Here is an 18,930-nt window from a genome sequence, read left to right as displayed (position 1 = left end):
CGGGGACAGCGATCCCGAGCTCCGGCGCTGAAAGGCGCCGCCCGCGAGCGCTTAGCGCGGGACGGGTTCCGCTGCGCGTTCGCGGGCTTCCACGCTCGGCGCGCCGCCAAGACGAGTCAGCACGAGCTGCCCGGATGCCGGCGCGCTGCGCTCAGGGCGCTCTCGTCCGTCGGCGCGGCCGCGCTCCTGAAAAACTGGGCATAATGACCCTTCTATTGAGTTTTTAGTGCTCCGACGGCTCGACAACGCTGCGGACCGGCAGCGTGCCGTCGGGCACTCGGTTGATCAGGAAGGTCGCCGTCCGCTCGAAGTAGGCGCGCATCTCTGCGCGGATCTCCTCCGGCAGCGGCGTCTCATCGAGCGCGCGATGCATGTGACGCATCCAAGCGTCGCGAGCGGCCTTGTCGATCGGGAAGGGCAGGTGCCGCATCCGCAGCCGCGGATGACCGCGCTCCGCGGAATAGGTCATCGGCCCGCCGAAATACTGGATGAAGAAAAGCGCCAGCTTGCGCCGCGCTTCGGCGAGGTCCCCTTCTGGATACATCGGCCGCAAGATAGGGTCGGTCGCGACCCCGGCGTAGAAGCGGTCGACGAGGGCAAAAAAGGTCGCCTCCCCGCCGACCTGGTCGTAGATACTGCGTCGGTTGCTCATCGAACGCCTCGCTCAGCGCCGGGCAGCGGCGGTTGCGGTCGCCGCGGCATTCGCCGCTTGGGTCTGCAGCGCGGGCAGCGCTGTCGCCGCTTGGGTTTGGATGCCGGGCAGCATGGTCGCGACCTGAGTCTGGACGGCGCTCAGCTCCGTGGCGAACGCCGCGGCCGTCGGCGGAAGGTCGGCACGGCCGGGCGTCACCGCTGGGCCTTGGCACGCCGCAAGCGCCAGCATCACGCCCACCACGCCGCCGCACACCCACACTGTTGCCTTCGTCGTCATCACTCTCTCACCCCGCACCGCTCCGGCAAGCGTATCGTACTGGTCGTCCGGCCACGATTATAGGCCGCCTCAGCGGATCACCCCCGCCGCTGCCAGCCGCGCGACCTCTTCCGGAGCGAGGCCGAGGAGGTCGACGAAGACCTCACTATTATGTTGACCAAGCAGCGGGCTCGGGCGGGGCGCCGGCGGCGGCGTTCTCTCCAGCCGGATCGGCGACCCGTCGGTGCGGAAGAGGCCGAGCGTCGGATGCGCGGCCATCCACCAAAACCCCCGTTCCCGCAGCCCTTCGTCGCGCTCGACTAGGTCGACGGCGGTCGCGACAACGCTTGCCGCGACGCCGATGCCTTGGAGCAGCCGCATCGCGGCATCGGCGTCCTGCTCGCTTGCCCAGGCCGCGAGCGCTGCAGCGAGGTCGGCGACCGGCACGCCGAGCAGTCGCGCGAGCGCCGCCTGCTGCTCGCTCGTCTCGACCTCCACGGCAAGCCAACGGTCGTCGCCGGCACAGCGGAAGAGCCCGACCGGCCCAACCGAGCCCCGGTCGCCCCTATTCCCGCGCGGGTCGACGGGGAGGCCGGCAGCAGCCTCAAGATACGCCTCCTCGAGGAAACTGGCGGACGCCTCGAACTGGGAGACGTCGATCACCTGGCCCTCGCCAGTGCGGTCGCGATGGTCGAGCGCAGCGAGGATCGCGTTCGCCATCACCAGCCCAGCGATATGGTCGGAGAGCGAGAAGCCGAGACCAAGCGGCCGCTCGCCCGGCCCGTAGGCAGTGAGGGCGCTCATGCCGCAGAGCGCCTGCGCCGTCGGCCCGTAGGACACGTAGTGCTCATAGGGGCCGCTCCGTCCCATGCCGGTCAGATGCGCGATGATCAGGTCCGGCTTGATCGCGAGCAGCGTCTCGTCATCCAGCCCCCACTGACGCATCACGCGCGCGGAAAAGTTGTCGGCGACGACATCACAGAGCGCGACCAGCCGCCGCGCCAGCGCGCGCGCCTCCGCGGAGTCGAGGTCGAGGGTGATGCTGCGCTTGTTGCGGTTCCACGTCGCGAAGTAGCCGTCGCCGACATAGCCGACCAGCTTGCGGTCGGTCTGGACTTTGATGACCTCCGCGCCGTGGTCGGCAAGAATGCGCGTCCCGTACGGCCCAGCAAGCACCCAGGTGAAGTCGAGCACGCGGATACCGGCGAGCGCTCCCCGTGCGCCGGGCGGGGGCGCTTGGCGCGGCAGCGCCTGCCGGGCGACGGCGGACGCCGGTGTCGCCGCCCGACCAGGCCGCCACGGCGTCCGCGAAAGCTGCGCTGGCGTTCCTGCGACGGGCAGCCGCCCGCCCGGCCCGGGCAGCCAAGTGAAGAAGCGGCGCGCCGCCAGCTGGGGGTCGGCCAGCACGTCCGCCGGCCGGTTGACGGGCGCCCATTGCAGCCGCAGCTCTTGGGCGCGGTGGAAAATCTCGGCGCGTGTCCGCGTCGCCGCCCAACGGCCGATCACGGCGCGAAGATGATCGATCTCAGCGTCGATAACCGCCGGGTCGAGATAGCGCTCATCGGTGAGATCGTCGGCCATGCCGTCGCTCGCCAGCAGCGCGACAAGATGCGGGAAATTGCGGTTCCAGGCGACGGCGACATCTCCGTCGGCGCAGGGGACAATGGCGTAGCCGCGCACCCAATGGAGGTCGCCGCTGCGGCGAACGACCCGGCCCTCGGCGTTGTAGAGCGCGCCGACCGGCTCGATCGCCGAGGCGACCGCCTCCTGCAGCGTCACCTCAACCCGCTGGCCAACGCCGACCGTGCGCCGCGCGCGGAGCGCGAGAAGCACACCGCCGACGAGATAGTGCGCCGCGAGGGCATAGGCTGGTTCGCCGGCGACAGCCAAGGGCTCGCGGTCGGGCGCGCCGTTGAGGGCGAGCATCCCGCCAGCCGCCTGGGCAATAAGGTCGGTCGCCCGCCAAGCGGCTCGCGGACCGGCGCCGAACGGACGGAGAGCAGCAACAATCAGGTCGGGACGCTCCGCGACGAGCGGCGCGAGGTCGAAGGGCTGTGCCGGCCCGCCCTCGATCACGACATCGGCCGACGCCAGCAGTGCGCCGAGACGAGGGTCTTCCGGCGCCAGGCGGACAACCCGCTTTCCAAGATTGCGCCGCCAGAAGGGCAAGCTTTCGCCGGCGACGAGCGGCGGCGCCGTGCGCCCCGGTTCGCCGGCGAGCGGCTCCAGTTTGACCACCGCAGCGCCGAGGTCGGCGAGCAGCCGTCCTGCGAGGGCAGCCCAGCCGGTCGCTGCATCGACGACGCGCACGCCGGCGAGGGCGCCCGGGCTCACCCCAGCAGCCCCTCGCAGACAAGCAGCTCGGCGGTCAGCACCGCGCCCCGCGCTGCGCCCATCTTGGTATTGTGCGAGACAAGCACGTACTTGACGCCGTTCTCAAGCGCCGGGTCGGCGCGCAGGCGGCCGACGACCGTCGTCATGCCCTCGTTCGTGTCGCGGTCGAGGCGGGGCTGAGGACGGAACGGGTCATCGTGAACGAGGATGTACTCCGGCGGCGCCGACGGCAAGCGCAGCGAGCCGAACCCATCATATTCCCGAAGCGCCGCTTTCACCTCGTCGAGCGTCGCCGGCCGGTCGAGCGAGACGAAAACCGTCTCTGTATGGCCGTCGAGCACATTGACGCGGGTGCAGGTGCAGGAGACGGCGAAGCGCGCCGGCACGATCCCGTCGTCCGTCAGCGTGCCGAGGATCTTCCGAGTCTCGCGCTGCACCTTCTCTTCCTCGTTCGGGATGTACGGGATGACGTTATCGAGGATGTCGAGCCCGGCGACCCCGGGCGAGCGGCCAGCGCCGGAGAGCGCTTGGAGCGAGGTCATCACAACGAGCCGGAGGCCGAAGCGATCGTGCAGCGGTTTGAGCGTGATCGCGAGACCGGTGGTGGTGCAGTTCGGCTGAGGAACGACAAACCCTTTCCAGCCGCGCGCCGCTTGCTGGCGACGGACCAGCTGAATATGGTCGTTGTTGACGCCGGGGATGACGAGCGGCGTGTCCTCGAAGTAGCGGAACGCCGAGGCCGTCGTCACGACCGGACGGACGGCGCCGAAGCGCGGCTCGATCTCCTTGGCCAAATCCGACTCGACCGCCGAGAAGATCAGGTCGTAGCGCTCCGGGTCGAAGTCTTCGAGCGCACTCACCGGCAGGTCGAGCAATTCGGGCGGCGGCGGCTCGGCGACGTACCAGCGGAGCGCGCCCGCGCCGTCGCGGATGGCCTCGCGGTACGGCTTTCCGGCCGAGCGCGAGGATGCGACCAGCCCCTCAACCGCAAACCACGGATGCCCGCGCAGCGCCACGAGGAACTGCTGACCAACGACGCCGGTCGCGCCGATCACCGCCGTGCGGAGGCGTGCCATCACCATCTCCAAGAGTGGTTCGTCGGGAACGAACGGATCGACCCCGGAAGAAGTGTAACGGTTTCCCGGGCTTCGTCCGGCCGCGAGCCGCTAGCATTGGGGCGATGGACCGGCTGCTGCGCGCGATCGGGGTTGTTGCCTTCGGAAGTGTGGTGGGCGCATTGCTCCTCGGCGCGAGCGTCCGCCCGCCGGCTCCGCCGCCGAACCCCCGGGCTGCCCAAGCGCGTCTTCAGGGCGTGCTCAAGATCGGGATAGACCCGAGCTACCCGCCGATCGCTTCGCTTGACAGCCGGGGCAACCTGTCCGGCTTCGACGTCGATGTCGCGGTCGAACTCGCGCGGCGCCTCAACGTGCGGCCGGACTTCATCGGGATGGATATCGGGGCGCTGTTCGACGGCCTGCTTCAGCGCCGGTTCGACATCATCATCTCAGGCATCCCCCCGCTGCCGGAATACCGCCGCGACGTGATCTACAGCGCGCCCTATTTCAACGCGGGGCAGGTCATTCTTGTCCGCGCTGGAACGGCGCCGCCGCCCGGTCCGGCGGCGCTGCGCGGCACGATCGCCGTTGAGCTTGGCAGCACCGGCGAGATCGAAGGGCGACGGCTGGCCGCCGGCGGCCACATCGCGGTGCTGACCCGCGATTCGCCGGCGGCCGTCGTGGCGGCAGTGCGCGACGGCCAGGCGAGCGCGGGCATCCTCGACCGGTTGTCGGCGGTGGAGGCCGCCGGCCCAACGAGCGGCGTTGTCATCGCCGGTCCGCCCTTCACGCTCGAGCCGTTCGTGGTGGCGGCGCGGCGCGGCGACGAGGGGCTGCTGGTTGAGATCGACGCGATGCTGGCCGCGATGCGCGCTGATGGAACGCTCGATCGGATCGAAGCGAAGTGGCTACGACCAGGCGGTCTCGACGCGGTGAATGGTCCACGCCCCGCGGCCAGTCCGTAGAATGCGTTTGATGCGCATTCCGCGCAGGTTCGGCGAGGTCGTCACGTGGCGCTGGACGAGCTGGCCGAGCGGCTGGGCGAGCAGCACCGCGCCGGTCGCCGCGAGGATAGCGCGCAGCCAGCGGTCGGGCCGGTTGGCGGCGCTGAAGGCGAGCACCGAGGACAGCCCGGCGAGCACGCCGGCGACAGCAAGGTTGGTGCCGCAGAGGGGCGAGATGGCAAGACGCGCCTCGCCGGCTTGCAGGCGGGCGAGCGCCTCCTCAACCGCCGCGGTCAGCTCCGCGGTCGGCACGTCGCCGTGGAGGTAAAACCCTCCGGGAGTAGCGCGCCCGACCATGCGGACCGGGCGCGACAGCCGCCCGAGGAGGATGGTGATTGTCGCGTGTTCGAGGGCATGGTTCGCGCGCGTGGCGTCGAGCAAGGGAAGAGGCATGGCGCGCTCCTGTTCTCGCCACGGAAGCCCCGTGCTAGAGCAGGAAGTGTAGCACTCCTCAGGCGGCGCGGCCGATCGCCAGCCCAGTCGCTGGGTCAAAGAACCGGGCAGCAGCTAGGTCGAGCGCGACCGGCGTGTTCGCGCCCGGCCGCAGCGCCAATCGGGGGTCGAAGCGGCCCAGCAGCGTCTGCCCCCCAAGGCGCAGGGTGACGTAGACGTCGCTGCCGAGCGGCTCCACCACCTCGACCGGGAGCGAGAGCGCCGCCCCCTCCTCGCCCGGTCGCGGCGGCCGTACTGCCTCCGGCCGCAGCCCGAGCACGACCGTCCGCCCGCGGTACCCCGCGAGCCGGGCCGCCGCCTCGGCTGGCAGCGGCAGCGACACCCCTTCCACCCAGAGCGCACCGTCATCGAGGCGCGCGCCCTCAAGGAAGCTCATGCTTGGGGAGCCGATGAACCCGGCGACGAAGCGGTTGACCGGCGCATCGTACAGCCGCTGCGGCGTGTCGAGCTGCTGCAGCACTCCGCCGCTCATCACCGCAATCCGCGTCCCCATCGTCATCGCCTCCGTCTGGTCGTGGGTGACGTAGATCGTCGTCACCCCCAGCCGCCGATGCAGCTTGATCAGCTCGGCACGCGTCTGGACCCGGAGCTTGGCATCGAGATTGCTCAGCGGCTCATCCATCAGGAAGACCTGAGGCTGGCGGACAATGGCGCGGCCGAGCGCAACGCGCTGGCGCTGGCCGCCGGACAGCTCCTTCGGCTTGCGCTTCAGCAGGTCGCCGATTTCGAGCATCTCGGCCGCGTCACGGATGAGGCGGTCGATCTCGGCCTTGGGCAGGCGGCGCATCTTGAGGCCGAAGGCGAGGTTGTCGTAGACGCTCATGTGGGGATAGAGGGCGTAGTTTTGGAAGACCATGGCGATGTCACGGTCTTTGGGGGGCACATCGTTGACGACGCGGCCGCCGATGCGGAGCAGCCCGGCGGTCGGCACCTCGAGGCCGGCAACGAGGCGGAGCGCGGTGGTCTTGCCGCAGCCCGACGGGCCGACGAGCACCAGAAATTCGCCGTCGCGCACCTCGAGCGTGAGGTCATGCACGGCGGTCACGCTCCCGTGTTTGGTCTTGAACCGTTTCTCGATATGCTCGAACTCGACCGTTGCCATGGAGGGCGTCTCCCTCCTGCAATCGTAGGCGCAGCAATAGCCGCAATCAATCTGCGGACCGGCCGTTTCGTAAACGTTTACGAATCTGGCCAAACGTTTACCCTCCCCGAACCGTGGGTTTACCTCTGCCCCGCTACCCTCCCACGGAGGGACGATCCCCTCCCAGGAGCTGCATGCATTCGCTCGCCCTTTCGCGCTCTCTCGACCTCGCCGGCGTCCGCAACTTGCGCGACATCGGCGGCTACCCGACGCGTGACGGCAGGCAGACCCGCTGGCGGACCCTCTACCGAGCGGACAGCCCGCATCGGCTGACCGAGGCGGGGCGGCGCTCTCTCGTCGCGCTCGGCGTGCGCACGCTGATCGATCTTCGGCGTCCCAGTGAGATTGCCCTCGCGCCCTACGCCTTCGACAGCGACGGCTTGGTCCGCCGCGCCATTCCGCTGCTCGACGATGGGCCGGCGCGGTCGCTGCGCTCGCTGGACGAGGTGTATCGGACGATCCTCGTAGAGGGACAAGCGCGCCTCGCGACGGTTCTGCGGACGCTCATCGACTCGCTGCCGGCCGTTGTCCATTGCACTGCCGGCAAGGACCGAACGGGGATCGTGATTGCGCTCGTCCTGTCGCTCGCGGGCGTGCCGGACGAAATTGTCGCGCATGACTATGCGCTGACACGTGCGTGCCAGACCGACAGCTATTGGGATGAAGCGCGTCAACGCGCGGCTGCAGCAGGTATCGCCTGGGAAGACTATCAGCAGCTTCTGATCTGCCCGCCGGAGCTGATGCTCGCGACGCTGCGATTTCTCCGCCACGAGTTTGGCGGGGCGGAGCGCTACGCGCGCTCCGCCGGCCTCAGCGGGCGTGAGATCGACCGGCTGCGCCAGGCCATTGTCGAATGAGGACGAAAGGAGGCGCATGACGCTCCAGCCATTTCCCCGCCTGCTCTGGACCGGACTGACGGCGCTGCTGGTCACCGCCTGCGTTACGGCAGGCCCGACAGCCGCCCCAAGCCCGAGCGACCCGACGGCGCCCCGGACGTATCCTCCGCCGATCCCCAAGGACCAGACGGTGACGATCCGGTTTGAGAGCTACCTGCTGGCAACCGCAGGGCCGAACCGGGACGCGCAGCTCCTGCTTCTGGAAGAGTTCGCCAAGCTCCATCCGAACATTAAGGTCGAGACGAAGGCGACCCCAGACCAAGAGATCATCCCGAGCGTGCGCGCCCAACTGGCGGCCGGCAATCCGCCGGATGTGTCGATGCTGCTGCTGCGGGAGTGGGACCTCGTTGTCGAAAACATCGCGCCCATCCCCCTCGACGAGATCGTGCCGCCCGACGAACTGCAGGCGCACCTTGGCGGCGAGTTCCCGATCCATCCCCGGGCGATCGACCTGACGCGGCGCAACGGTCGCCTTCACGGGCTAGCGTGGGTGTTCAGCACGCCGACCCTGTTCTACAACGCGGACCTCTTTCGGCAGGCCGGGCTGGACCCGAACCGCCCGCCGCGGACGTGGGATGAGGTCAAGCAGATGGGGCTGCAGATCACCCAGCGGACCGGCAAGCAGGGGCTGTATATCGCCTGCATCGAGCTCGACTGGTGCTCGCAGGCGATCCTCCTGAGCAACGGCGGCGGCGTGCTCAGCCCCGATCGGACACGGGTCACTTTCGGCGAGCCGCCCGCCATCGAGGCATTCCGGATCTGGCAGGATCTCGTCAATTCGGGCGTGCACGTCAAGTTGACAGGAGCAGAAGCGCTTGACGCGTTCTCCGCTGGCAACATGGCGATGTATCTCCAGACCAGCGCGGTCCAGGCGCGCCTGATCGCGGCGGCAAAGGACAAGTGGGAGCTGCGCGCAGCGGGCATGCCGGCCTTCGGGGCAAAGCCGGTGAAGCCGACCAACTCCGGCGCGGGGCTCGGCATCCTGTCGCGCGACCCGCTCAAGCAGCGCGCAGCGTGGGAACTGGTGAAGTTCCTGACCAGCGAACGCGCCTACAACGTCATCACCGCTCAGATGGGCTATCTGCCGCTCCGTCCCTCGCTCATCCGGGACGACCGCTACCTCAAGAGCTGGGCCCAGACCGCGCTCGTCCTCCCGAACCTCGAACAGCTCGACGGCATGGAAGCGAGCACCTCCTATCCCGGCGACAACCATGTCCAGATCCGCGACATCTACCTGAAGGCGAAGCAGGCGGTGCTGCTCCAAGGAGCGGACCCGGAACGAACCATGCGCGAGGCGCAGACCCGCGCGCAGGAGCTGATGCCACGGCGATGACCGGCTGGAGGATGGACGTGGACGAGCTGATCTTCTTCCACCTGACCGATACCCACCTGACGGGGGGGGCAGAGGACCTGCTGTTCGGGCAAGTCGACCCGGCGGCCAACTTCCGCGCCGTGGCGGCGGAAATCCGCCGGACCGGCCTGCGGCCCGCCTTCATCGTCATCAGCGGCGACCTCGCGCATGCGGGCGCGCCGGCGGCCTACGCGCAGCTGCGCTCTCTGATTGAGGAGGAACTCGCGCCGCTCGGAGCGCCCGTCCTCCTCTCCCTCGGCAATCACGACAACCGCGTCGCCTTCCGCGACGTGATCCTCGGCGAGCGCGGCATAGACGAAGCAACGCCGTACTACTACAGCCAGCGGTTCGGCGGCGTGCGCGTCCTCGTCCTCGACTCGATGGTGCCGGGCGCGACCTACGGCGAGCTCGGAGAGGAACAGCTCGCCTGGCTCGACCGCGAGTTGGCCAACCCGGCAGAGGATGGCGACATTCTCGTCGTCCATCATCCGGTCGTTCACCGAGGCATCATCCGCGTTGGCGAAGACGACCTGATCCTGCGCGACCGCGCCGAACTCGCTCGGATCCTCACGCACCGGTCGGTGCTCGGCATCCTGACCGGCCACACCCACGTCGTCACCGCGGCGTCGTTCGCCGGTACCACGGCCTTTACCGGCACCGCGACCGCCTTTCTCGGCGACCCCTCGACGCGCGACGGCGGCCGGATGCTCAATGGGGCGGGCTTCAACCTGTGCACGGTGCGCGACGGCACCCTCATTGTCAATAGCATCGTGCTGCCGAGCGACCAGCGCGTTCTCTTCACCTACCGGATGTCCGACCTCGCCGTGTCGCGGGCGCACTGATGGCGATCGACACGCCGTTCCGCGAGCGCGCGCCTGCCTCGCCCCGTCTCGGAGTGCGCAGCAGGGGCGCGCTTCTCGGCCGGCTCCGCCAGCTCCAGCCGTATCTCTACCTGCTGCCGGCGCTGCTCGCCGTCGGGGTCTGGGTGTACTGGCCGCTCATCCAAACCGTCGAGCTGTCGTTCTACCGGTGGAACCTGCTGCCGACGCGCCCGAAAGTGCCCGTCGGCTTCGACAACTACCTCCAAGTGCTCACCCTGCCGGAGATGGGGATCGCGCTGCGCAACACGGCGCTGTATGTCATCGGGCTGCTGCCGTTCTCGGTCATCCTTCCGCTCGCGTTCGCGATTGTGACCGCCGGCATCGGCGGCCCTCTTCGCGGGGTATACCGTGCCGTCATCTTCGCCCCCGTGCTGATGGCACCGGTCGTGGTGGCGGTTGTCTGGCGCTGGATCCTGCATCCGACGCAGGGGCTCGTCTACCACGCGCTCCAGCAGCCGCTCGGCCTGCCGACGATCAACTGGTTCCGCGACAGCATGCTCTCGCTCCCAGTCATCGTGTTTATCACGGGCTGGGGGCTGCTCGGCTTCAGCTTTCTCATCTTCACCGCCGGGCTGACGAATATCCCCCGCGAGTATGTCGAAGCCGCGCGGATCGACGGCGCCTCAAGCTGGCAGGTAGCGCGCTACATTACCGTTCCGCTGCTGACACCGACCATCTCCTTCATGGTGATGATGACCGTTCTGCTCGGCGCGCAGTGGGTATTCCCCCTCATCAATGTGCTGACGCAGGGCGGCCCGCAGGATGCGACGACGAATGTGTATTACATCCTCTGGCAGTTCGGCTTCCGCTCCTTCAATGTCGGCTGGAGTTCAGCAGCGGCAGTGCTGTTCTTTGCCGGTTTCGGCGTGCTCGCCTTTCTCGCTGTCCGACTGATCGACCGGTTTTCGATCTATGATACGTAATCGCCTCCCGCTTGGTACGATCTCCGGCCATCTTGTGCTGATCGGGCTGTCTTTCCTCTCGATCGGGCCGATCTACTGGATGTTCCTCTCCTCCTTTCGGCCAGAGAATGAGCTCTATTCGACAAACCCGCTTCCGCTCTCGCTCACGCTTGAGAACTATCTGTTCGTCTGGAGGAGCATTCCGATCGGCACTATGCTGCTGAATACGTTCTTGATGGCAGCGCTGATCACGATCGGGCAGCTGCTCATCTGCATCTTGGCCGGTTATGCGCTTGCCCGCTGGCAGTTCCCCGGCGACCGGCTCCTCTTCTTCGCCTTTCTCGGCACGTGGCTGATCCCGTTCCAGGTGATCATGATCCCGAATTATGTCTTGCTGTCGCGGCTCGGCTGGCTGAACACGCTGCAGGGGTTGGTTGTGCCGCAGCTGGCGACCGCTTTCGGGATCATCCTGCTGCGGCAGCAGATGAAAGCGTTCCCGCGCGAGCTGTTCGACGCCGCCGCGATCGACGGCGCAGGCAGCTGGCGGACGCTCTGGAGCATTGTCGTTCCGAACCTGCGGGCGCCGCTTGCCGCGCTCGCCATTCTCTACTTCATCGGCGGCTGGAACGAATACTTCTGGCCCCTGCTCGTGACCAACAAGCCGGAGCAGACCGTCGTCCAAGTGGGCTTGCAGATGTTTCTCACGCAGGAGGGCAATCAGTGGGGCGCCTTGATGGCTGCCGCCGCGATCGCCAGTCTGCCGATCTTCCTGCTCTACCTTGTCCTCCAGCGCCAGATCATCGACGCCTTCCTGCGCTCCGGCATCAAGTAGGTCATCCCGCGGCCTCAAAGCCGACGTCGGGGGGAAGGTCCGGCCGCTTTGCTGCCGCGAGCGACAGCCGGTCGGCGCGCTCGTTTTCGGCAGTGCCGGCATGACCACGCACCCAATGGAAGGTCACCTCGTGACGAGCGAGCTCCGCCAGAAGCTGCTCCCAGAGATCGACATTCTTGACCGGGGTTTTATCTGCCTTGCGCCATCCCGCGCGCTGCCATCGCGCCGCCCAGCCGCGCACGATGCCGTTGTAGAGATACTGCGAGTCGGTGTAGAGGTCGACACGGCAGGACCGCTTCAGCGCCGCAAGACCGACAATGGCAGCAAGCAGTTCCATCCGGTTGTTGGTCGTCCGCCGGCGGCCGCCGGACAGCTCCTTGCGCTTGTCGCCATAGAGGAGCACAACGCCATACCCCCCCGGACCGGGATTGCCGAGGCAGGCACCGTCGGTATAGAGCACCACATGCGGCAACGCTGTCACCGCCCGCGAGGATAGCAGGTCAGCGCGGAGCCTAGAACAAGCCGGTGAGGACGCGCGGCGAGGTCGGCATGGGGGAGCCGCCGGCGGGCTCCTCGGTGACGATGATGGCTTGGTAGCGGAGGATCGGCTTGTCGGCGCGCACGACCCAGCGCCCCTGCCCATTGGTGTCCACCGTAAAGACGCCGCCGCTGTGCGGCTGACCGGCCTCCATCAGCCACACCTGATAGACGCGGTCTGGAGGCAACGGCTTCAGGCCGTCAACGAGCAGAAGCGCGGTATCGTTGATACCGGAAGCGTACATCCGGCCGCGCGCTGTCGGCCACTGCGGCGTGCCGGTGAGGTAGCTCATCAGCTGCGGCTGCGAGGAGATGAGCTGAACTAGGTCCTCTTGGCCTTGCAGGCCCTGCGTGAGGCTGGCGTTCAACTGCCGCTGGGTTTCCAGTTCGCTGGCGAGGGTGAAGGCCAACAGGGCAAAGCCGATCGCGGCGAGAAGGCTCGCTGCTGTCGCAAGCATGCCGAGGCGGCCGAACGAGGGCGCAGGCAGTCGCACGCGTCTCGGCGTCTGCGCAGCCGGAGCCGGGTGCGCTTCTTGCTGCGCGGCGGCGAGGATCCGCTCCTTCAGGCGGGCAGGCGGTGTCACCTGCGGAACGGTCATGGCAAGGACGACCGCGATCTCCTCGGCGGCCTCCAGCGCTTGACGACAGGCAGCGCAGTCGGCGAGATGCTGCTTGAGCGTCTCCCAGTCGGGCAGGTCGAGAGCGCGCACCGCCGCTGCCTCGTACAGGTCGCGAACGTCAGCACAGGTCATCGCTTTCCCACCCAGAGCTGCTCCGCCGCAAGGGCGGCACGAAGCTTTTGGATGGCCAAGCGGAGCCGGGTTTTGACCGTTCCGAGCGGCTCGCCGAGCGTTGCCGCGATCTCAGAATGGGTCAACCCCTTGAAATAGGCGAGTTCGATCACCTCGCGCTGCTCCGTTGGCAAGGTCTCGAGCGCGCGGCGGACGATCTGGTGCTGCACTCCTCGCCACGCCGCTTCGGCAGGGTCGGGAGCGGTGTCGGGGACCCGGAGCGTTTCCGCCTCTGCCTCTCCTCCAGCAACGCGCCGCAGCGACTCCGCGCGCCGCGACCGCAGTTCATCCACCGCGCGGTGATGCGTGACGCCGAGGATCCACGATCGAAACGTGCCGCGGCTGGCGACGAAGCGTTCCGGGCTCCGCCAGAGCTTGAGGAAAACCTCTTGGACGATCTCTTCGGCGGCGGTCACGTCGCCGAGCATCCTGAGGGCGAGCGAGAAGACAGGACGGGCATGCCGGTCGTACAGCGCCTCGAGGGCGGCTGCATCTTTTGCGGCAAGACGGGCAACGAGCACTTCGTCCTCGGCTCCCTGATAGTCGATCATCGGCGGCCCGCCCGGCGGTCACGGTCGCCGCATGGCGCGTCGGCCAGCTCTTTTCCCAAGTGTACGGCCCTGCCCATCACGTGGATCTCCTCAGCGATCCTGGACATGGAGAACTACCCGGTGATAGCCTGTTGCCCCGTCCGGAAACGGCCCAGCGCGAACTGCTGTCTGCTGCGCGCCGCTCCCGTCCGTCGCGCGGACGAGAACCGCATGCGGTCCCGGCCGCTCCGGCCGCCACCGGGACGTCCAAAACCGCCAGCTGAGGGGGCCAAACTCCTCGCGCAGGGCCGCCGGCCGCCACGTCGCGCCGTCGTCGAACGACAGCTCGACCGCTCGGATGCCGCGCGCGCCAGCGAACGCAATGCCCCCCACCTCAATCTCGCCGAACGGCAAGCGCGCTCCATCACGGGGATAGTCGATCCGCGACAGCGTGTGAATGACCGCCCGGTCGCTCCAGCCCTGGCGCTGCCAGAAGCCGTGGTAGTCCGTCGCCACAACGTCGATTGTGCGGATCCACTTGGCATGTTTCATCCCGTAGATATCCGGCACAATGCAGCGCAGCGGCGCGCCATGGGTGTCGGTCAGCGGCTGGCCGTTCATCTCGAGCGCCAGCAGGGTGCGCGGGTCGAGCGCGACCGCGAGCGGGATGCTGTCGGTATAGCCATCGGCGCAGATGAAGACCACATCGACCGCGCCGTCGGCAACGCCGGCGCGACTGAGCAGCTCGCCGAGGCGAACGCCCCGCCATGCCCCGTTTGAGATGAGATCGCCGCCGACCTCGTTCGAGATGCAGATCAGGGTCTGGAGCTGGTCATACTGCGGCAGAGCGCGCAGTTGATCGAGAGTGAAGCGCAACGGCTGCTGAACGAGGCCGGTGATCTCTAGCCGCCAGCGCGCGCGGTCGACAACGGGGTCGAAGAAGTTCTTCGAGATGCTGTAGAACTGCCCGACCGGCGTGATCGGCTCGGGGAGGCCGGTCCCTCGCCGCGGCGTGACGCGTGTTCCCGCGCCCATCGCGCGCGCGCCGCCCAGCGCCCGCGCGAGCGCCCCGCCGCTGACGAGAGCGAGCACGCCAAGGATGCCGGCCCGCATCGCTGCTCGCCGCGTCGGCAGGAAGCGGCTCTCGGGCCGGAGCAGCGCGAGCACCCCAGCAAGCGCGCTGCCGTAGACGAGCAGCGCAAGAAGCCGCACTGCCGGACCGAGCGGCCCGGCGAACCGCGGCGCCTGCCCAAAGACTCCCGCCCCGACCAGCGGCAGCACAACCAGCTCCTGCACGCCCCAAAGCGCGAGCGCGGCCAGCAGCGCGCCGCCCAAGAGCGATGAGGGCGCGCGCCGGCTGACCCAGCCGCCGACCGCCGCGCCGAGAGCGACGAGGGCGAGGACAATCGCGAGGTAGAACAGCGGCTTGGCAGCAGTTTGAAGCCAGTCGAGCGCGAACGAGAAGAGCGGCCCCGGAGTGCGCTCAAGCAGCCAGTCGGAGAGCAGCTCCGGCAGCGAGGGCACGCCGAGGAGAAGACCGAGCCCGATCGAGACAGCAGCCGCTAGCGCCGCGCCGAAAGCGCCAGCGACAATCCCCTCGCGAATCCGCGACGCGTCGCCCATTGTTGCCACCGCCATGGCTAAACATACCAGGTCGGTCCTCACCTGCTTCGTCCACCCCCGGATTCTGCCGCTCGCCGGCCCTCCGCGCTCGGCGATGCTCGTCCGCGAGGGGAGGGTCGTCGGCTTTCAGGAGCCGGCTGAAGCCCCCCGGGTCCGCCTGCCCGGCGCGGCCGTGCTGCCGGCCTTCGCTGACGCCCATCTCCATCTCTTTCCGCTGATTGAGCGCGCGGTCGGCGTCGACTGCCGCGGCGTCTCCTCGCTCCCAGCGCTGCTCGCCCGCCTTGCCGCCGCGCCGGGCACTGGCTGGGTGCGCGCCACCGGCTACGACCTCGGCGCACTCCACCCGACGCGCGCTGACCTTGATGCCGCCACCACGCGGCCCGTCCGCCTCCTGCACCGCACGGGGCATCTCGCCGTGATGAACTCGCCCGCCCTCCGCGCTATCCCGCCAGCAGTGTGGGAGCGCGGCCAGCAGCTTGGATATGTCGAGTATGGCGCGGATGGCGAGCCGACCGGCCGCCTGTGGGAACCAGCCGCTTGGCTCTCGGGCGCGGTCGTGCCGCCCCTGAGCGCAGAGGAGATACGCCGCGGGCTCGCATCGGTCGCCGCTTCGCTCTTCGCCCGCGGCATCACGGCGGTCCACGACGCCAGCCCGACGAACGACGCAGCGCGCCTGGCGCTCTGGGCTCACCAGGCGCCGCCGTTCCGATTGCTCTTCCTTCCCGGCGAGACGACCGTTCTCGGACCGGAGGCAGCGCTTCCCGCGACGCCGTTGCTTGCAGTCGGTCCGACAAAGGTGATGCTGCCCGACCTGCCGGACGAACTCCCGTCACTCGAGGCCCTCGCCGCGCGGCTGAGCGCCATTGGCCGGCCGGTCGCGATCCATGCCGTCATTCATCCCGCGGTGCGCCTCGCAGTGGAAGCGGCGCGCGCAGCTGGCGTCCCGGCGCGGATTGAGCACGCCGCCGAATGGCCGCCCGACCTGTTCGCGCCGGCGCGCGCAGCCGGTGTTACGGTCGTCGTCCATCCAAGCTGGGTTCGGGAGCGGGCAGCGCGCTATCTCGCCGAGGTCGACGCCGCGATCCTCCCCTGGCTCCACCGCGGACGGAGCTTTCTCGACGCCGGCATTCCGATCCTGTTCGGCTCCGACGCGCCAGCGAGCGAGCCCGACCCGATTGGGGCGCTCGCGACAGCAGTCACGCGCCGCGCTGCCGATGGAACGCTCCTCTCACCGGCAGAAGCGTTGCCGCTCCGCGCCGCGCTCCGTGCCAGCGTCGGCGGCCGCGCCGCGCTCGACCCCGCGTCGAAGGACGGCGCGCTCCGCATCGGCGCGGCCGCGGATTTCATCGTCCTTGACCGCGATCCCTTCACGACCCCGCCCGATGCGCTCGCCGCCATCCGCGTGATCGAGACCTACTGCGCCGGCGCTCGGGTCTGGCCGCCCTCCTCCTGACCGTCCGGCAGGAGCAGTCTCCGCGGGCGGCGGGGGAGCGGCTGGCCTCTGTTGGCAGCGGGCGGGGTTCGCTGCGAGGGCTCCCCGGCAGCCGTCCGATTGCGGCCGGCCGCTTTCGCCATATAGAGCGCGCCGTCGGCAGCTGCAAGCAGCCCCTGCGCCGTGCAGCCGTCTTCGGGATAGAGAGCAACCCCGATTGAGAGGGTGAGCGGGGAGAGGCGCGCGCCGGCATGGACAATCGGCACAGCCTCGAACTGCTCGCGAAGCCGGTCAGCGATGCGGAGCGCCTGCTCGCGGGAGGTAGCAGGCAGGAGCAGCGTGAACTCCTCGCCGCCGTAACGGCAGGCAATGTCCGTCGCGCGCAGCCGCGCAGTCAGGAAGCGACCAAGCGTTTGCAGCGCACTGTCGCCCGCCGCATGCCCGTAGCGGTCGTTGAACGCTTTGAAATGGTCGAGGTCGAGCATGAGGAGGGCGAGGGAGGTTCCTGTTCGGTCCGCCCGCTGGATCTCCCGCGCGATCGCGTCATCGAGGAAGCGGCGATTGAACAGCCCCGTGAGAGGATCCCGCAGCGACTCCTCCCGCAGCCGATCCCGCAAGCGGAGGTTGGCAAGCGCCAAGCCAATGAGGTCGGCGGCAGTCGTCGTCAACTGGAGAAGCGCTTCGGGATCGCGACGAGCGCAGGTTTGGGTCACGACGAACAGCCCGACCCGCTCTCCCTGATCGAGAAGCGGCGCCGTAATTTGCGGAGGCAGCGGCAGCCACGGCCTGCCGCTGTAGTCGTCGGCGAGCGACTCGCCGACGCGCGCCCCATCGCCCCACGCCGCGACAACCCGAAATCGATCGTGCTCGCGCAGCGCAACCAGCCCCGACTCGCCGACAAAAAGCTGAGGCGCAATCGCCGCGACAGCGTCGACGATCGCCTGCTGGTCCGCCGCCGACAGCAGCTGCTCGGCGAGGCGGGCAAGCAGCGAGAGCTCGGAGTGGCGCCGCTCCAGTTCGCGCACGCGCTCTGCCAGCTCCGCATTCGCCCGCTGGAGCGCCTGCTCCGCCTGCCAGCGGTCGCTGACGTTGCGGAGGAGAACGACGAGGCCGGCAACGGTATTCTCCGCAGCGAGAATGCGCGCCGCGCGCAGTTCATAGACCTGACCGTACCGCTCGTCGACCACCGTCTCCGGCGTTCGCGCGGGGTCGCTGAGATAGCGGGAAAGGGCGGACCAGAATGGCAGCCGAACCGCCGCCGGCATGCCCAGCAGTTCGCTCAGCGGCGCCCGGATGAGGCGGATCGCCGCTGGGTTTGCGTCGACGATCCGCCCGCGGCTATCAAGCACCACGACCGCGTCGCTCAAATTATCGAGAACGACTTCGCGGGCGATCGGCGCAAGGTCGAAGAGGCGGTAGCGAAACAAGCCGAGCGCGAAGATGAGACAGGCGCACGCGAAGGCGAACGGTGTCGTATCCATGCGCAGCGGCCGCATCCCGAAGACGAAGGTCATGTTGGCAAGGAGCGGAACGACCGCGCCGAGCAACAGCGTCATCGCCTGCCGCCGGTAGAGCGCGGGCGAGCGGAATGCCACAAGCGCGATCAGCGCAATCCCGGTCAGCACGAGCGCGTAGCCGTATGCCGCCGCAAGCCAGAACAGCGGCCCGCGAACAGTCGCCGACTCAACGAATTGGCCATCCTCGCGCAGGCCGAAGGAGACCCAAACGAGCTGACTTGCGGGATAAGCGGCGACAGCAGCAACGGTGAGCGCCGGCACGACCGAGAGAAGCGCGATCTTCCACCAGCGCAGCCACGCCCCGTGGCCGGAGTAGATCACCGCAAACAGGAGCCACAGGACCGGCACCGACTGCGAGCCGAGATACTGCGTTTTGCCCCAGAGGACACGCCATTCCAGGGCAGTGGTGCTGAACTCGAGCGCGTTGCCGGCGCACCAGACGGCTGCCGCGCCGCAGAGTAGCGCGAAAATCGGGGTTATCGCGTTTGAGCGCCGGCGCATCGCGACGAAGAGGACGAGACCGCCCGTCAGGATCGCGCCGATCAGCGAGGGGAGTGGATGAGCGGCGAACGTTAGTCCCACCGCGGCCACCGGCGATTGGGTCGGCGCGGCCACGTCAGCGTGGCAGCTGATCTCCGCATGATTGCTTCGCGCGCTGGGCGCTTCCTCCGTACGTTTTCAGTCTATCGGTGGGGCGGCGTCGGCAGAGAGCGCTCCTAGTCCTAACTTCGTCCTCTCCGC

18 protein-coding genes are annotated in these 18,930 nt (G+C 68.6%); 7 read left to right on the top strand and 11 right to left on the bottom strand.

Annotated features, from left to right (window positions below; translation table 11 throughout):
* Window positions 1–223 precede the first annotated feature (223 nt).
* The 4 genes from NZ773_12800 to asd all read right to left on the bottom strand — a co-directional run bounded on the left by NZ773_12800 (window position 224) and on the right by asd (window position 4,320).
* Window positions 224–652, bottom strand: coding sequence for a globin (locus NZ773_12800; GenBank protein ID MCS6802803.1), 429 nt, complete (start codon window positions 650–652; stop codon window positions 224–226).
* Window positions 653–664: 12 nt separating this feature from the next.
* On the bottom strand, window positions 665–931 hold the full coding sequence (locus tag NZ773_12795) for a hypothetical protein (protein ID MCS6802802.1): 267 nt from the start codon (window positions 929–931) through the stop codon (window positions 665–667).
* Window positions 932–1,000: 69 nt separating this feature from the next.
* Window positions 1,001–3,244 carry a CoA transferase gene (locus NZ773_12790; protein ID MCS6802801.1) on the bottom strand — a complete coding sequence of 748 codons (2,244 nt, stop codon included), beginning with the start codon at window positions 3,242–3,244 and terminating at the stop codon, window positions 1,001–1,003.
* Complete coding sequence (gene asd, locus NZ773_12785) at window positions 3,241–4,320, bottom strand: aspartate-semialdehyde dehydrogenase (GenBank protein ID MCS6802800.1); 1,080 nt, start codon at window positions 4,318–4,320, stop codon at window positions 3,241–3,243. The genes NZ773_12790 and asd overlap by 4 nt, the downstream gene beginning before the upstream one ends.
* A gap of 104 nt (window positions 4,321–4,424) precedes the next feature.
* On the opposite strand from asd, the gene NZ773_12780 reads away from it, so the two are divergent.
* Window positions 4,425–5,264 (top strand): ABC transporter substrate-binding protein, encoded by an 840-nt coding sequence (locus tag NZ773_12780; protein ID MCS6802799.1) that lies wholly within the window; start codon window positions 4,425–4,427, stop codon window positions 5,262–5,264.
* Here the strand turns inward: NZ773_12780 and NZ773_12775 are convergent.
* Window positions 5,208–5,696: a DUF6391 domain-containing protein gene (locus NZ773_12775; protein MCS6802798.1), complete on the bottom strand. Its 489-nt coding sequence runs from the start codon at window positions 5,694–5,696 to the stop codon at window positions 5,208–5,210. The genes NZ773_12780 and NZ773_12775 overlap by 57 nt on opposite strands.
* Before the next feature lie 58 nt (window positions 5,697–5,754).
* Window positions 5,755–6,858, bottom strand: coding sequence for a sn-glycerol-3-phosphate ABC transporter ATP-binding protein UgpC (gene ugpC / locus NZ773_12770; GenBank protein ID MCS6802797.1), 1,104 nt, complete (start codon window positions 6,856–6,858; stop codon window positions 5,755–5,757).
* 173 nt (window positions 6,859–7,031) lie between these two features.
* Between ugpC and NZ773_12765 the strand changes: the two genes are divergently transcribed.
* Genes NZ773_12765 through NZ773_12745 form a run of 5 tightly spaced genes read left to right on the top strand, consistent with a single transcriptional unit; the run spans window position 7,032 to window position 11,759 of the window.
* Window positions 7,032–7,754: a tyrosine-protein phosphatase gene (locus NZ773_12765; GenBank protein MCS6802796.1), complete on the top strand. Its 723-nt coding sequence runs from the start codon at window positions 7,032–7,034 to the stop codon at window positions 7,752–7,754.
* Window positions 7,755–7,770: 16 nt separating this feature from the next.
* Entirely contained in the window at window positions 7,771–9,126 is a 1,356-nt protein-coding gene (locus NZ773_12760) for an ABC transporter substrate-binding protein (GenBank protein MCS6802795.1), read from the top strand.
* A gap of 17 nt (window positions 9,127–9,143) precedes the next feature.
* The gene (locus NZ773_12755) at window positions 9,144–9,986 is read left to right on the top strand and encodes a metallophosphoesterase (GenBank protein MCS6802794.1); all 843 of its coding nucleotides are present in this window, start codon (window positions 9,144–9,146) and stop codon (window positions 9,984–9,986) included.
* Window positions 9,986–10,948: a sugar ABC transporter permease gene (locus tag NZ773_12750; GenBank protein MCS6802793.1), complete on the top strand. Its 963-nt coding sequence runs from the start codon at window positions 9,986–9,988 to the stop codon at window positions 10,946–10,948. The genes NZ773_12755 and NZ773_12750 overlap by 1 nt, the downstream gene beginning before the upstream one ends.
* Entirely contained in the window at window positions 10,938–11,759 is an 822-nt protein-coding gene (locus NZ773_12745; protein ID MCS6802792.1) for a carbohydrate ABC transporter permease, read from the top strand. The genes NZ773_12750 and NZ773_12745 overlap by 11 nt, the downstream gene beginning before the upstream one ends.
* 1 nt (window position 11,760) lies before the next feature.
* Here the strand turns inward: NZ773_12745 and rnhA are convergent, their stop codons facing one another.
* The 4 genes from rnhA to NZ773_12725 all read right to left on the bottom strand — a co-directional run bounded on the left by rnhA (window position 11,761) and on the right by NZ773_12725 (window position 15,240).
* A complete protein-coding gene (gene rnhA, locus NZ773_12740; protein ID MCS6802791.1) occupies window positions 11,761–12,231 on the bottom strand; it encodes a ribonuclease HI in 471 nt (156 codons plus the stop codon).
* A 40-nt stretch (window positions 12,232–12,271) separates the two neighbouring features.
* Window positions 12,272–13,048: an anti-sigma factor gene (locus NZ773_12735; GenBank protein ID MCS6802790.1), complete on the bottom strand. Its 777-nt coding sequence runs from the start codon at window positions 13,046–13,048 to the stop codon at window positions 12,272–12,274.
* Complete coding sequence (locus NZ773_12730; GenBank protein ID MCS6802789.1) at window positions 13,045–13,638, bottom strand: sigma-70 family RNA polymerase sigma factor; 594 nt, start codon at window positions 13,636–13,638, stop codon at window positions 13,045–13,047. Before NZ773_12730 ends, NZ773_12735 begins: the two co-directional genes overlap by 4 nt.
* A gap of 90 nt (window positions 13,639–13,728) precedes the next feature.
* Complete coding sequence (locus tag NZ773_12725; protein ID MCS6802788.1) at window positions 13,729–15,240, bottom strand: molybdopterin-dependent oxidoreductase; 1,512 nt, start codon at window positions 15,238–15,240, stop codon at window positions 13,729–13,731.
* A 13-nt stretch (window positions 15,241–15,253) separates the two neighbouring features.
* Between NZ773_12725 and NZ773_12720 the strand changes: the two genes are divergently transcribed.
* Window positions 15,254–16,693, top strand: coding sequence for an amidohydrolase family protein (locus NZ773_12720; protein ID MCS6802787.1), 1,440 nt, complete (start codon window positions 15,254–15,256; stop codon window positions 16,691–16,693).
* Here NZ773_12720 and NZ773_12715 read toward each other — a convergent pair.
* On the bottom strand, window positions 16,654–18,804 hold the full coding sequence (locus NZ773_12715; GenBank protein ID MCS6802786.1) for a diguanylate cyclase: 2,151 nt from the start codon (window positions 18,802–18,804) through the stop codon (window positions 16,654–16,656). The two genes, NZ773_12720 and NZ773_12715, sit on opposite strands and share 40 nt — an antisense overlap.
* Window positions 18,805–18,930: the final 126 nt, after the last annotated feature.

The organism is Dehalococcoidia bacterium (genome assembly GCA_025054935.1).
In the GTDB taxonomy this organism is placed as follows: domain Bacteria; phylum Chloroflexota; class Dehalococcoidia; order SpSt-223; family SpSt-223; genus JANWZD01.
Note: the sequence above shows the minus strand (reverse complement) of the source record. Positions and strands in the feature narration are given on the sequence as shown.

Excerpts from the sequence above, each read along its gene's own strand:
- NZ773_12730 (MCS6802789.1), bottom strand. The coding sequence starts at position 13,638 with ATGATCGACTATCAGGGAGCCGAGGACGAAGTGCTCGTTGCCCGTCTT.
- ugpC (MCS6802797.1), bottom strand. The coding sequence starts at position 6,858 with ATGGCAACGGTCGAGTTCGAGCATATCGAGAAACGGTTCAAGACCAAA.
- NZ773_12745 (MCS6802792.1), top strand. The coding sequence starts at position 10,938 with ATGATACGTAATCGCCTCCCGCTTGGTACGATCTCCGGCCATCTTGTG.
- NZ773_12775 (MCS6802798.1), bottom strand. The coding sequence starts at position 5,696 with ATGCCTCTTCCCTTGCTCGACGCCACGCGCGCGAACCATGCCCTCGAA.
- NZ773_12725 (MCS6802788.1), bottom strand. The coding sequence starts at position 15,240 with ATGGGCGACGCGTCGCGGATTCGCGAGGGGATTGTCGCTGGCGCTTTC.
- NZ773_12720 (MCS6802787.1), top strand. The coding sequence starts at position 15,254 with ATGGCTAAACATACCAGGTCGGTCCTCACCTGCTTCGTCCACCCCCGG.
- NZ773_12760 (MCS6802795.1), top strand. The coding sequence starts at position 7,771 with ATGACGCTCCAGCCATTTCCCCGCCTGCTCTGGACCGGACTGACGGCG.
- asd (MCS6802800.1), bottom strand. The coding sequence starts at position 4,320 with ATGGCACGCCTCCGCACGGCGGTGATCGGCGCGACCGGCGTCGTTGGT.
- NZ773_12765 (MCS6802796.1), top strand. The coding sequence starts at position 7,032 with ATGCATTCGCTCGCCCTTTCGCGCTCTCTCGACCTCGCCGGCGTCCGC.
- NZ773_12750 (MCS6802793.1), top strand. The coding sequence starts at position 9,986 with ATGGCGATCGACACGCCGTTCCGCGAGCGCGCGCCTGCCTCGCCCCGT.
- NZ773_12800 (MCS6802803.1), bottom strand. The coding sequence starts at position 652 with ATGAGCAACCGACGCAGTATCTACGACCAGGTCGGCGGGGAGGCGACC.
- NZ773_12735 (MCS6802790.1), bottom strand. The coding sequence starts at position 13,048 with ATGACCTGTGCTGACGTTCGCGACCTGTACGAGGCAGCGGCGGTGCGC.
- NZ773_12780 (MCS6802799.1), top strand. The coding sequence starts at position 4,425 with ATGGACCGGCTGCTGCGCGCGATCGGGGTTGTTGCCTTCGGAAGTGTG.
- NZ773_12795 (MCS6802802.1), bottom strand. The coding sequence starts at position 931 with ATGACGACGAAGGCAACAGTGTGGGTGTGCGGCGGCGTGGTGGGCGTG.